Annotated in this window: 14 protein-coding genes and 1 pseudogene; 6 read left to right on the top strand and 9 right to left on the bottom strand. The window is 61.0% G+C overall.

Going from position 1 to position 11,278, the window contains the following annotated elements:
• Positions 1-36: 36 nt before the first annotated feature.
• Complete coding sequence (locus QM716_RS03115) at positions 37-612, bottom strand: TetR/AcrR family transcriptional regulator (RefSeq protein ID WP_283302310.1); 576 nt, start codon at positions 610-612, stop codon at positions 37-39.
• An 89-nt stretch (positions 613-701) separates the two neighbouring features.
• Here QM716_RS03115 and QM716_RS03110 point away from each other — a divergent pair, with 89 nt between their 5' ends.
• Positions 702-1,697, top strand: a complete 996-nt coding sequence (locus tag QM716_RS03110) for an ABC transporter permease (protein WP_283302309.1) — start codon at positions 702-704, stop codon at positions 1,695-1,697.
• Here the strand turns inward: QM716_RS03110 and QM716_RS03105 are convergent.
• Entirely contained in the window at positions 1,694-2,071 is a 378-nt protein-coding gene (locus tag QM716_RS03105) for a DUF952 domain-containing protein (protein WP_283302308.1), read from the bottom strand. The two genes, QM716_RS03110 and QM716_RS03105, sit on opposite strands and share 4 nt — an antisense overlap.
• 95 nt (positions 2,072-2,166) lie before the next feature.
• Here QM716_RS03105 and QM716_RS03100 point away from each other — a divergent pair, with 95 nt between their 5' ends.
• Positions 2,167-2,754 carry a TetR/AcrR family transcriptional regulator gene (locus tag QM716_RS03100; RefSeq protein ID WP_283302307.1) on the top strand — a complete coding sequence of 196 codons (588 nt, stop codon included), beginning with the start codon at positions 2,167-2,169 and terminating at the stop codon, positions 2,752-2,754.
• Between the two features lie 10 nt (positions 2,755-2,764).
• A complete protein-coding gene (locus QM716_RS03095; RefSeq protein ID WP_283302306.1) occupies positions 2,765-4,111 on the top strand; it encodes a cryptochrome/photolyase family protein in 1,347 nt (448 codons plus the stop codon).
• A 4-nt stretch (positions 4,112-4,115) separates the two neighbouring features.
• Here the strand turns inward: QM716_RS03095 and QM716_RS03090 are convergent, their stop codons facing one another.
• The 3 genes from QM716_RS03090 to QM716_RS03080 all read right to left on the bottom strand — a co-directional run bounded on the left by QM716_RS03090 (position 4,116) and on the right by QM716_RS03080 (position 6,447).
• Complete coding sequence (locus QM716_RS03090; RefSeq protein WP_020970460.1) at positions 4,116-4,484, bottom strand: VOC family protein; 369 nt, start codon at positions 4,482-4,484, stop codon at positions 4,116-4,118.
• Between the two features lie 138 nt (positions 4,485-4,622).
• On the bottom strand, positions 4,623-5,075 hold the full coding sequence (locus QM716_RS03085; protein ID WP_283302305.1) for a hypothetical protein: 453 nt from the start codon (positions 5,073-5,075) through the stop codon (positions 4,623-4,625).
• Between the two features lie 133 nt (positions 5,076-5,208).
• Positions 5,209-6,447 (bottom strand): MFS transporter, encoded by a 1,239-nt coding sequence (locus tag QM716_RS03080; protein ID WP_283302303.1) that lies wholly within the window; start codon positions 6,445-6,447, stop codon positions 5,209-5,211.
• Between the two features lie 113 nt (positions 6,448-6,560).
• On the opposite strand from QM716_RS03080, the gene QM716_RS03075 reads away from it, so the two are divergent.
• Positions 6,561-7,148, top strand: a complete 588-nt coding sequence (locus QM716_RS03075; protein ID WP_283302302.1) for a TetR/AcrR family transcriptional regulator — start codon at positions 6,561-6,563, stop codon at positions 7,146-7,148.
• On the opposite strand, the gene QM716_RS03070 is transcribed toward QM716_RS03075, so the two are convergent.
• Positions 7,045-7,614 (bottom strand): GNAT family N-acetyltransferase, encoded by a 570-nt coding sequence (locus tag QM716_RS03070; RefSeq protein ID WP_283303035.1) that lies wholly within the window; start codon positions 7,612-7,614, stop codon positions 7,045-7,047. The two genes, QM716_RS03075 and QM716_RS03070, sit on opposite strands and share 104 nt — an antisense overlap.
• A 98-nt stretch (positions 7,615-7,712) precedes the next feature.
• Between QM716_RS03070 and QM716_RS03065 the strand changes: the two are divergent.
• A pseudogene (locus tag QM716_RS03065) lies at positions 7,713-8,291 on the top strand (ATP-binding cassette domain-containing protein).
• 29 nt (positions 8,292-8,320) lie between these two features.
• Positions 8,321-8,827 (top strand): hypothetical protein, encoded by a 507-nt coding sequence (locus tag QM716_RS03060; protein ID WP_283302301.1) that lies wholly within the window; start codon positions 8,321-8,323, stop codon positions 8,825-8,827.
• 287 nt (positions 8,828-9,114) lie between these two features.
• Here the strand turns inward: QM716_RS03060 and QM716_RS03055 are convergent, their stop codons facing one another.
• The 3 genes from QM716_RS03055 to QM716_RS03045 form a co-directional block, all read right to left on the bottom strand.
• Entirely contained in the window at positions 9,115-9,837 is a 723-nt protein-coding gene (locus tag QM716_RS03055; RefSeq protein WP_283302299.1) for an alpha/beta hydrolase family protein, read from the bottom strand.
• A gap of 8 nt (positions 9,838-9,845) precedes the next feature.
• Complete coding sequence (locus tag QM716_RS03050; protein WP_283302298.1) at positions 9,846-10,412, bottom strand: PadR family transcriptional regulator; 567 nt, start codon at positions 10,410-10,412, stop codon at positions 9,846-9,848.
• A 230-nt stretch (positions 10,413-10,642) separates the two neighbouring features.
• A complete protein-coding gene (locus QM716_RS03045) occupies positions 10,643-11,224 on the bottom strand; it encodes a TetR/AcrR family transcriptional regulator (RefSeq protein WP_283302297.1) in 582 nt (193 codons plus the stop codon).
• Between the last annotated feature and the right edge of the window lie 54 nt (positions 11,225-11,278).

The following is an 11,278-nucleotide window of genomic DNA, read 5'->3' as shown; positions in this document are numbered from 1 at the left end:
CCATTGTGCCTTGCCTGGTACGTCGTGTTTCGCCGATCAGACCGGCAAGTCGGTACCGTCTGGACGCAGACCGGCCATGAACACCGCGACCAACCGCGGAACCAGGTTCGGCATGGCCTCGTCGGATAATTCGATTTGCGGGCGCGTCAGTTTGGCCAGAGCCATGACGAATTCGAGCGGTTGCAGATCGGCGCGAACCAGTCCGGCGCTCTGAGCGGCGCCGATTGTCGCGGTCATCTTCGCTTTCGTCACCTCACGCACGGCCAGAACTTCGGGGGCCAACTCGGTGAAACTGCGTTCCACCAGTGCGGGAATGAGTGCACCCAGTCGCAGTTCCACGAGCCGATCCACCAACGTGTGCCAAGCGCTTGCCGGATCGGTGGGCATCGCCGCAAGCGCGATGTCGGCAGCCTCTCGGACGTCGGTCAGCGTTGCGACGGCGACGGCGGTCACCAGGTCCTCGCGCGTCGGAAAGTTCCGATACAGCGTGGCTATGCCCACTTTCGCGAGTTCCGCGACGGCGTCGAGGGGCGCATCGTGCCCGCGCTCGGTGAACACCGCTCGTGCGGCGTCGACTATTGCGTTCCTGCGTTCACGTGCATCGGCTCGCACATTCACCTCCGGTATTGACAGCTCATCATAACTGGAGGAATATCTTCCATAAATAGTGGAGGAAAAACTTCCACTTAGGGAAGGTAGTGATGAACGTCGAAGTCGAAGCACGGGACCGTAAGAAGCTGGTGGCCGTGGTGTTGGGCCTGTCTGCTGCGATCGGGCTGATGCTGCTCGCCTTCGTGTTGCCGTCGGTGAACGGTGGCCCGCACGAGCTGAAGTTGGGTATCGCCGGTCCGGCTCAGGCAACCGCACAGATCAGTGCCTCGCTCGAGGCGAGCAAGCCGGGTGCCTTCGACACCCAGGACTTCGCCGATGCCGACGCGCTTCGTGACGCGATTCGTAATCGAGACGTGGTCGGCGGAATCGTTGTCGATGCGACCGGCCCTCACGTGCTGATCGCGACCGCGGGCGGTATTCCGATCGCGCAAACCCTGACCGGTATGGCCAGTGGGCTCTCGGATGCGTCGGGAACAAAGGTTCCCGTCGAGGACGTGGTGCCTTTGACGGCGGAGGACCCGACCGGTGCGGGGCTCACAGCCCTGGCCTTGCCACTGGTGTTCGGTGGAATCATGCCCGCTGTTGTTCTTGTACAGCTGTTTCCGCGCAGCATTGTCAAGCGAGTGCTGGGCGCCGTCGGCGTTGCGGTTGTCGCAGGTTTTGCCCTGACTGCCATTCTGCAGTTCGGCACCAACAGCCTTGACGGAAACTACCTGCTTACCGCGCTCGCACTCACCATGGGCATTTCGGCCATCTCGCTTCCCATTCTGGGACTCGAATCCCTGCTCGGGATGAAGGGATTCGCGTTGGGAGCCGTCACGATGATGTTCGTCGGCAATCCGCTCTCGGGGATGGCAACAACTGCGGCGTGGTTGCCCGCAGGTTGGGGTGCATTGGGGCAACTGCTCCCGCCTGGTGCCGCTGGGGCATCCGTCCGATCGATGGCTTTCTTCGACGGCCACGGAGCCGTCACACCACTTCTGGTGCTGGTGTGCTGGATCGCCGTCGGGATCGCGCTGTGCGTGGCTGCCGGCCGGAAGAAGGCGTCGACGCCGGTGGTCGAATCGGAGGCTGCGCTGGTCTAGCCGGTGTGGGTTGCGTACGGGGTCAGGTCGGGAATCGGCCAGGCCCCGTCAACGCGTTCCACGGCCAGTTCGGCGACCACGGTGTCCTCGTCCATCGGTAGAGGTCGGAGGATTCGGGGCTTTCCGGCCTCCCATGCGACGTCGATGCCCGCGCTGGTCAAAGCGTCCTCGTCGATGACGGCGACGATCAGTGGCAGTGTCAGGTCGCCGAACACCAGATCGAGCACCGAAGCGAGTGTGTCCGGGGTGCTTGCGCGGATGAATCCCGCTTCGTCGTAACTGATTCCGCGCGTGGAGACCTCGTACTCACCGAAACGCTTGCATGCTTCCCAATCGTCGGCGATGGCGACGTGGACGAGTCGTTGTCCGGTCATGCGGTGCTCCTGTAGTGTTCGGGGTAATGAAACGTCAACGTAGCATTAATTGAATGGCACTGTATTAATTGAGCGGCACGGCAATGGGGGACTTGATGGAGCAACCTCGCAGGCGTGGGCGAACCAGCGACGCCGAGCGCGCCGATCGACGCAACGAGATTCTCGACGTCGCGGTCGACTCGTTTCGAGAAGTCGGGTTCGCTCGAACGACGATCGACGCGATTGCCACGGCGGCCGGCGTCGCCAAGCGCACCGTGTACAGCTACTTCGGCGACAAATCTGCGGTCTTCGCAGCTGCGGTTGCGCGTCAGCACGCGTATGTCGAGAATGCCGGCGCGGGTCAGTCCGACCTGCTGGCTGCCGCAGTGGACATCGTCATCGCCTTGCACAGCGACAACTCGATTGCGCTGCACCGCATGATGATCGGCGAGGCACTGCAGTTCCCTGAGCTGGCTGCCGCGTTCTACGAATCCGGACCGGCCAAGTCGATTGCCTTCCTGGAGAAAATCTTGCTCGATCAGCACGGCCAGAAGGCCGCGCTGAGTGCGGATCAGTTGTACACATTGCTGCTCGGTGAGGAACACCGGCGGCGACTGCTCGGGCTGGCCCCAGAGCCGACACCCGAAAGAGCTGCGCAACTTGCTGCTCGTGCGACAGGGTGCGTTCTGGGATCTGATCGGTAGGCTCGACGGGGTGAACAACTCTGTGGTCTGGTTTCGACGCGATCTACGGGTAGGTGACCTTCCCACCTTGAGCGCGGCGTCGGATGGCGGCGGGCAGACATTGGGGCTGTTCGTTCTCGACGCGAAACTGCTCGGACCGGCAGGCTCGCCCCGCCAGGATCAACTGTTTGCCAACCTGACGGCGCTCGATCACCAACTCGACGGAAAATTGATGGTTGTTCGAGGTGATCCGGCGGACGTGGTGCCCCGAGTGGCGGAATCCGTTGGCGCCGAAGAAGTTCACATCAGTGCAGATTACGGTCCGTACGGCCGACGGCGTGACGCTGCAGTGGCGGAGAAGGTGGAGTTGATCGCCACCGGTTCTCCGTACGCCGTCGCACCCGGACGCGTCACCAAGGCCGACGGTGATCCGTACAAGGTGTTCACACCGTACTTCCGTCAGTGGATGGAACACGGTTGGCGAGGCCCCGCGTCGACCGATGCGCGGACCGTCAGTTGGTTCGATCCGAGCGAGAAGGACGGTGGCCCGCGCCGGGTGAATATTCCCGTGCCGTCTCGCGAGGTCAGCCAATTCGTGGGCGAGGCCGGTGCGCTCGAGCAGTGGAAAGAATACTGCGAGAACGATCTTGACCGGTACGACGACGAACGAAATCGACCTGACCTCGACACCACGAGCCGGATGTCGATCCCGCTCAAGTACGGCACGATCCATCCGCGAACCATGTTGGCAGATCTTGCCAAGCGGCTCGGCGACGGCGCTCAGGCTTACCGTCGCCAGCTGGCTTGGCGAGACTTCTACGCAGACATCCTGTTTCAACGCCCGGACAGCGCACGGAAGAACTACGACAACAAGTTCGACCGCTTACGTCACGACGGCGGAGTCGACGCAGACGCTGCCTTCACTGCCTGGTGTGAGGGCAAGACCGGCTTCCCGATCGTCGATGCGGGCATGCGGCAACTCGCGGCCGAGAACTGGATGCACAATCGGGTGCGAATGATCGTCGCGTCATTCCTGGTGAAGGACCTGCACATTCCGTGGTGGCGTGGCGCACGATTCTTCATGTCGCAACTGGTGGACGGTGACTTGGCGTCCAACCAGCACGGGTGGCAGTGGACTGCGGGGTCGGGCACGGATGCCTCGCCGTTCTTTCGGGTCTTCAACCCGATCACTCAGGGGGAGAAGTTCGATCCCGACGGCACATACGTCCGTCGGTGGGTCCCCGAACTCCGCGATGTTCCCGGGAAAGCTGTCCACTCGTTGAAGGCGATGCGCCCGGTCGACTATCCGGATCCGATCGTCGACCATGCGCACGAGCGTGAGGAAGCCCTCCGTAGGTACGGCGAGATCAAGGGCTGAGTGCTCAGTGATCGGCGGGCGCTACGCGGAGGCGGTTTCCGTCCAGATCTGAAATGACGAATGTCAGACCGAAGACATCTTCGTTGGGCTCTTCTACGACCTCGACGCCCTTGGCCACCCACTCGTCGTAGATCGCCCGAATTTCGTTGCTCCCGCCGTCGACCAATATGCCGACTTCGAAATTTCGCGGTGTCGCGGGATCGAGGTCGCGTGACTTGCCGCTCCACAGTGCAAGGACCACACCGCCGCCCAGGTCGAAGGTCATGTACCGAGGGCTGAGGACTTCGGGCTTCGCGTCGAACAATTCGCCGTAGAACGCGGCTGCGGAGGCAGCATCGCTGACGTAGATCAGAAACTGATTGGGTAGTCGCACTGTTGTTTTCCCTCTCCCGTTGATATTCGGACCACCTGCAACGAGGCGTGTGCCTTCTCGTGCGGGGCTCTGTTCAACAATCCCCTCGCGCCGGACGAATGTCCAAGAACGAGTGCGTCTGAGAGGCAGATGGATTTCTTATGACGACGCCGCACTGAGGTGGTACCCGACGCTCAGGTTCGGGTAATAGCCGTCGATGTAGCTCGAGATGAAGTAGTGATCAGGGTCGGTGGTGCGAGTTCCGTCGCTGTCGAACTGCGGATAGTCGTTGGCCACGAAGACTGCTTGTCCGCCGCCGGGAGTGGAGTAGACGACGTCGACCGTCAGGCCTCGCGGGTCCTGATTGTATGCCGTGACGATCTCGGTCTCGTGGGGTGCGAGCGACTGGCGTGGGCTCTGCATCCACTGTCCGTAGGGGTTGTCGGCGCCTTCGAGATGAATTGTCTGTTCGGAGTCGTTGCTGATCGTCATCGTGATGGTATTGCCGGTTGCGGGAAGAGTTCCGGCGCTGGCGATTCCGCTCAACCCCAAAGTGAGGGCACCAGCGGCCAGGGCCGTGATTGCGGCAACTACGTAGCGTGGATTCGTCATCGTTGATGTCCTTGTCCGGGTGGGCGATCGGTTGTCTGTCTCGAAGACAACTATGTCGGAGCCGGCCGATACCGTATGTCCACTACCCGGACCGTACGAAGGAGGAATGGTGTGTCCACCGATCGGGGGACATCTACTCCGAGACGGAGACAGCTTTGACCTTTTTCTCGCCGGTGACCAGCAGTCCGATCAGTGCGGCGGCCGCGAGAACCATGACGAGCGCTCCGTAGCCACGCGTCGTATCCACCAATCCCACCTTGCCGACCAGGTAGCCGGCCAGCAATGCCGGAAGGCTGTTCGCCAGATAAGCGATGACGTAGACGGTAGACAACAATCCCGCGCGTTCGTGGTTCTCGGCTAGCGGCATGACTGTGAGGATGGTTCCCTGGAATCCTGCTCCGAAGCCGATACCTGCAACAGCCGTACCAACCAGAATCAATACTGCAGAGGATGTTTCAGCACCGATGAGTGTAATGGCCACCCCGAGCACCAAGGCGGTGGTTCCGATCAGCATCACGGTTCGGCCGCCGAGTTTGCGGAAGGTGAGCACCGCTGCAGCTCCAAATCCCGTCAGTGTTGCGACCATGATGGCACCGATGAGTGAGCTGTGAACGTCAAGTGCGTTGCGTGCCAAGGCCGGCCCGAGTGAGAGGTAGAAACCGCCCAGCGCCCAGACCGCGATCAGGCACGGTGCGGTGAGCGCAATCATCGTTCGGGCTTCGCGAGGAACGGCAAGGGTGGGGCGTAGCGACTGCCAGGCTCCGGGTCGTCCGCCCGATGTTTCGGGAGCGGTCCAAACTCCGAGGATTTCGAGAACGACCAGTACGAGAAGGACCAGGTAGACAGTGCTGGTGGGCCGGGGGAGGTGCTCGCTGATGAGACTCGAACCCACGGCTCCGACGGCAAGTCCCACTGTCGGAGCGACGCTGTTGATGATCGATCCGCGGCCCGGAGTGCGTTCGAGGTCGATCAACGCCGAACCTAGAGCGCTGATTGCAGCGCCGGTGGCAACACCTTGTACGACGCGGGCGATGAGCAGAATGGTCAAACCGTCGGCCGAGGCGAACAGTGCAAGTGAGATCGCCTCGAGAGCGAGTGCTCCGAGCAGGACCGGGCGCCTGCCGATGTGATCGGACAGGGATCCGGCGGTCAAGAGTGTGGCGAGCAATGCGAGAGCGTAGATACCGAACACGAGCGTCGACGCGAGCGAGGAGAATCCCCACAACTGTTGATAGTGCTCGTACAACGGTGTCGGGGTCGCGGAGGCGCCCAGGAACGTAGCGATGATGACGGCGATGAGTGTGAAAGCGGCGCCTCGCCCCAAGCGTGGGCGCGAGGTGCTCTCGGCCGGTGGTGAGATGGTCGTTGTCATTGTCGTAGCGCTTCCCGTGCGGGTGGTGAAGACTTCAAACGCAAATACTTTGCGTTTGGGACGCTACGCCTGGACGTAGCCTAATGCAATATCTTTGCGTTAGTATTGGATTTATGAGTCCGTCCGCAGGTCCGCGCCCCGGTGGCCGCAGTGCGCGTATCCAACAGGCTGTGCACGCGTCGGCGCGCAAGTTGCTCGAACAGCGTGATCGAGCCGAGATCACGGTGCCGATGATCGCGACCGATGCGGGAGTGACCCCGTCGACCATCTATCGGCGTTGGGGCGACATCAACGAAGTTTTTGCCGATGTCTCGATCGAGAGATTGCGCCCGGACGCCGACCCGCGTGAAACGGGTTCGCTCCGAGGAGATCTGACGGTCTGGGCGCAGGACTATCTCGAGGAGATGTCTGCGCCCGTCGGTCGTGCGTCGCTGCGAGATGTGTTGATGAGCGACGATCAGACGCACGCACCGGACGGTACGAAGAAGTTCAAGTGTGCCTTCTTCTGCCGGACGCAGATCGATGTGATCCTCGCGCGTTGGCCGGAAGCTGCCGGCGTGGATGGTGATTCGGTGGTGGACCATGTGGTGGCACCGATCATCTACCGAATTCTGTTCGACCTCGAACCGGTCGCGCCGCAGAGAGTTGCGGAATTGGTGGATCAGACACTTGCCCTCGCGGCGCGGGTAGTTGTCGAGTGACCTGCGGCTGATCGCTGCGTAGTCGGGCGTGGACGTGCATGTCGTGCCAGCCGTCGGCGTGCTTGGCGGAGCCTCGTCGAACACCTTCTTCGCTGAACCCTGCTTTGGTGGCGACTCGGCACGATCGTGGGTTGTGGATCGAGTGCTCGAGTTCCAGTCGGTGAAACCCTGCTTCGCGGAATGCCCACTCGGACAGTGCGGTTACAGCCTGGGTGCACAGTCCACGGCCGCGCGCCGCTGGGGTCATCCAATACGCGAGCTCAGCAGTGCCGTCCCACAGATTCACCCCCTTGGCTGCGATTCGGCCGAGGAGTTCATTCGTCTCGGGGGCGGTAATCGCCCAATGGCATTCGGATTCGCTTGCCCACCCGTCTCGCCACTTGGTGAGCCAATCCCGCGCCTCGTCGATCGAGTCCGCACGGCGGACGTGCCAACGCTGAATCGACGGATCCTGGAACGCCTCCATCACGGCCGGAGAATCGCGGAAGTCCCCACTCGTATCGAGGGCTGGTCCATCCCCTCGAGATAGCCGGTGGCGATCGCGGGCGTGGTCAACTTGGGCATGTGAAGCATTGTGTACTGCCTGTCGATCAACTGAACCCATCGATCGTCGAGTACGTCGACTTCACGAAGACGTTTCGGGGGAGCACTGTTGTCGAAGGTGCCTCGTTCAGTGTGGAATCGGGATCTGTGGTGGGTCGGCTAGGTCCCAACGGTGCGCGGAAAAGCACGATTCTTCGCGGGCTTGTCGGGCTCATACGGCCGACATCTGGAACTGCTCACGTTTTCGGAAAACCATTTCGGGAGTAATCCAACCCAGGTCGACGCGTCGGCGTTCACATGGAAGGGTTGGGTTTCGAGAGGGGAATCACTGCGCGCAGGCATCTGGAGATATGTCGACTAGCGCTCGCAGTACCGCGGACACGTGTCGACGACGTTCTGGAAGAAGTCGATCTCACTGCACACGCCGACAAGCGTGTGGGAAAGTTCTCCACGGGGATGCGGCAACGGTTAGGGTTGGCAACTGCGCTCCTCGGGGATCGGGAGCTGCTGGTTCTTGACGAGCCGGCAAATGGATTGGATCCCAGCGGCATTCGATGGCTCCGAGTCCTCCAGTGGAGCGCCTTTCATTCATGGACATAGCGCGCTTGCTGGAGCCGACGATATTTACAGTGCTGGCAGTATTCGGCGCACTGCGTATCGCCATCGCCCACAGACAGGGCGCTCTCGCCAGAGACGAAGTCCTCGCCTCACCCTCCTCGGTGGGTCGAGCCGCGTCGAGCTCGGCCCTGTCGGCGATCCTGGGCGGATTCGGCCTGATCGCGGTCGTCGTGACCGCACAATTTGCCGGTGCGCGAAGCGATGTACCAGTTCTGGCTGTCTTCACTTCAATCGCGGCGTGTGCGCTCGCAGGGTTGTGGGGGCACTGGGTCGGATTGATAGTTCGCAATCCGATGATCGCGATGTTTGTGGTTCCGGTTTTGCTGGTCGGTCCGTCGCTGGTAACGGGGTTGCTACCGGGCACGGCCGACGTTTCGTTGTCGCATGGGCTGGAGGAACTTTCGGCGATCAGAAGCGTGGACGACGGCAGGCTTCTCGGAATAGTGCCGACAGTGGTGTGGCTCGGAATGTTCGCAGTCCTCTCGCGAGCAAGCAGCAATCGGCGTGATGCGCTGTAAGTTCCCGACTCGTTCTCGAGTCGGGAATCAGCTCTGGCCTCATGAAGCATGCGTACTGCTCAACCCGCGGATCCCGATGTCGACCCGATACGGATCTGTCGGCGCACTTGATCGCGTTTGGTGCGAACTCTAGCCAGTGGCTCGGTTGTCGACAGACTTCGTGATTGAACATTGCCCTGTGAAGGGCGCGCGACGAGGTCGTCTCGGTTCGCGCGTACGGGCTCGTTCGATGCTCCCGACGTGCAGTTGAATCGAAGTGGGTGTGATACCGAGGGATGCCGCGATGGTCAGACTAGATTGCCGACAACCCAATCCATTGCCTCGGTGACAGCCGCTCGCGAAGCATCGGTGGCCTCTAGCATGTCGAATCCGTGACGGCCGTCGGGTACGTCGATGATATCGAGGCCGATGCCGTTAGAGTTCGCAGCGGCGGCGAATGCTTCTACACCGGCGGCGAATTCGGGTTTTTCGATACCGACGCGTGTTAGGAGAATCGGTAGGCTGCCAGCCGAATGTGCCTCGAGTGCAGTGATCGGGTGGAACCGTGAATCGACCTCCCACTCGGGAAGAAAATCGAGAACGGGGTAGGTCAATGCAACGCAGGTGAGCCACGACGGAGGATCGCGAAGCCAATCCGAAACGAGTATGCCGCTGCCGGAGAAGAACCACAGGGCCACCTTGTCGGGATCGACGTCGGGAAGGGAGCGCGCCTGTTCAATTGCCGTTGAGATCTCCTCCACGGTGGCGGCACAGTCTGCGAGGGAGTGCATGTGATGCTCGAGGGTGACCCCGACAGCTCCTTCATTCGCAGCAAGTGAACCATAGCCGACGAATGCCGGCCAATCTCGCGGAGCCGGTTGCATATTGGGTGGTAGGGGACCGCCGTGCACAAAAATGATCAGCGGCCTGCGGTGGCCGTCGTCAACTCCGTGATCGCGGTAGACATCGATGAAGGCGTGTTGCTCTCGATCGACTTCGGGGACGGTGAGTACAAACGACTTGGATTTCATTCGTTCTCCTAGATAGGCGGACTGGGGAGTGGATCGGTGGGTGATACGCGACGCTCGAATTGGCCGATTGCCCACTTTGCCCATCCGACAACAGCTTCGTCGGCGCGCAGGCCGTATTCGGCTGCAATGTGACCGAAACCGGCAGGTCCCGCCGGAATCTCGTCGGGGTAAGTGTGGCGAATGAGACGCATTTCTTCGGCCTCGGATTCCGCGTGGGTAACGATTTTTTGGAGGATGTTGATTGCATCGTCGGGATCGAGTGACGAAAGCAGAAACATTCGGAGCACGATCTCGTTGCGGGCGACAGGCGGTGTTACCGGCGCATCGACCAGCCAGGTACGTAGCTCATCGTGGCCATCGCCGGTTATTCCGTAGGTACGCTTTCCTCGAGCCCCTTCGTCTGTGACCTCGATCAGACCCAATCGGTGGAGTCGATTGAGTTCTGGATAGATGCTGGAGTGTCCCGCGTGCCATGCGTGTCGACCGATCCCCGTATTGCCCAGTGCTTCGGTTAGCGCGTACCCGCTGCGCGGTTCGACGGCAAGCAACCCTAGTAACGCATGAGGTAGTGACACATTCACAGAGTAGATTACATTTTCAACATGTCAATTACGACATGTCAATTACGACATGTGTGGAGACCCTGCGTCCTTGGGCAAAACAATCGCAAGGGACTTTCGCGTTGTCGTGAATACTGCAGTAATGCGACCCATTTATATGGCGGGTCCACGACCGGAAGTGCACAAGTCCTGTTGCGTCGAACTGGCGCGGTGATGGAATGTTTCGTTTCCCTGTTCGACTCCGGTCAAACCCATTCGAGGTTCAGTCGGCGCGCAGATTCCAGAGTTGCGATCGCCTCTTCGGTATCAACTCGCGCGAGGACCAGTGCACTTACCGTGCAGGAGAGAAGGATTCGAGTGCGATCCGAGAGCGTGGCGTCTGTCTCGGCCGGAAACGCGGTTTGTAACCCGCTGCGAATTGCAACGGTAAGTTCTTGCCGGTAAGCGCGGATCACGGCTGCCACCGCGGCGTCGTGCGCGCCGAGTCCGGCAGCAGTATTGAGAAGTAAGCAACCTCGCCGCGGTGAGTCGGCGGTCATGGTGCCGATCGCTTGTTCCAGCGAGGAAAGGTAGGCGTCGACGGCGTCCGGTCCCGGATCCGTAGTGAGGTTGCGCAGACGTGGACGGATGAGATCTTCGAGGTACATCTGCACTGCGGCGTCGAACAATCCGCGCTTGTTGGTGAACGAGTTGTAGAGACTTGACCGACTCAGTCCCGTCGCGGATTCCAGGTCGCCGAGCGATGCGCCTTCGTACCCATGTGCCCAGAACACGTCCAAAGCGGCAGCGACCACGGCTGTCGTGTCGAATTCTTGTGATCTGCCCATCAAGGCCTCGCTCTTTCTGTATCGTTCGTTCCAGTATATATTGGACCGAACGAT

Origin of the sequence: Rhodococcus sp. IEGM 1409 (assembly GCF_030056735.1) — a bacterium.
Taxonomy (GTDB): Bacteria; Actinomycetota; Actinomycetes; order Mycobacteriales; family Mycobacteriaceae; genus Rhodococcus_F.
Note: the sequence above shows the minus strand (reverse complement) of the source record. Positions and strands in the feature narration are given on the sequence as shown.

Excerpts from the sequence above, each read along its gene's own strand:
- QM716_RS03110 (WP_283302309.1), top strand. The coding sequence starts at position 702 with ATGAACGTCGAAGTCGAAGCACGGGACCGTAAGAAGCTGGTGGCCGTG.
- QM716_RS03105 (WP_283302308.1), bottom strand. The coding sequence starts at position 2,071 with ATGACCGGACAACGACTCGTCCACGTCGCCATCGCCGACGATTGGGAA.
- QM716_RS03100 (WP_283302307.1), top strand. The coding sequence starts at position 2,167 with ATGGAGCAACCTCGCAGGCGTGGGCGAACCAGCGACGCCGAGCGCGCC.
- QM716_RS03085 (WP_283302305.1), bottom strand. The coding sequence starts at position 5,075 with ATGACGAATCCACGCTACGTAGTTGCCGCAATCACGGCCCTGGCCGCT.
- QM716_RS03080 (WP_283302303.1), bottom strand. The coding sequence starts at position 6,447 with ATGACAACGACCATCTCACCACCGGCCGAGAGCACCTCGCGCCCACGC.
- QM716_RS03075 (WP_283302302.1), top strand. The coding sequence starts at position 6,561 with ATGAGTCCGTCCGCAGGTCCGCGCCCCGGTGGCCGCAGTGCGCGTATC.
- QM716_RS03070 (WP_283303035.1), bottom strand. The coding sequence starts at position 7,614 with ATGGAGGCGTTCCAGGATCCGTCGATTCAGCGTTGGCACGTCCGCCGT.
- QM716_RS03055 (WP_283302299.1), bottom strand. The coding sequence starts at position 9,837 with ATGAAATCCAAGTCGTTTGTACTCACCGTCCCCGAAGTCGATCGAGAG.
- QM716_RS03045 (WP_283302297.1), bottom strand. The coding sequence starts at position 11,224 with ATGGGCAGATCACAAGAATTCGACACGACAGCCGTGGTCGCTGCCGCT.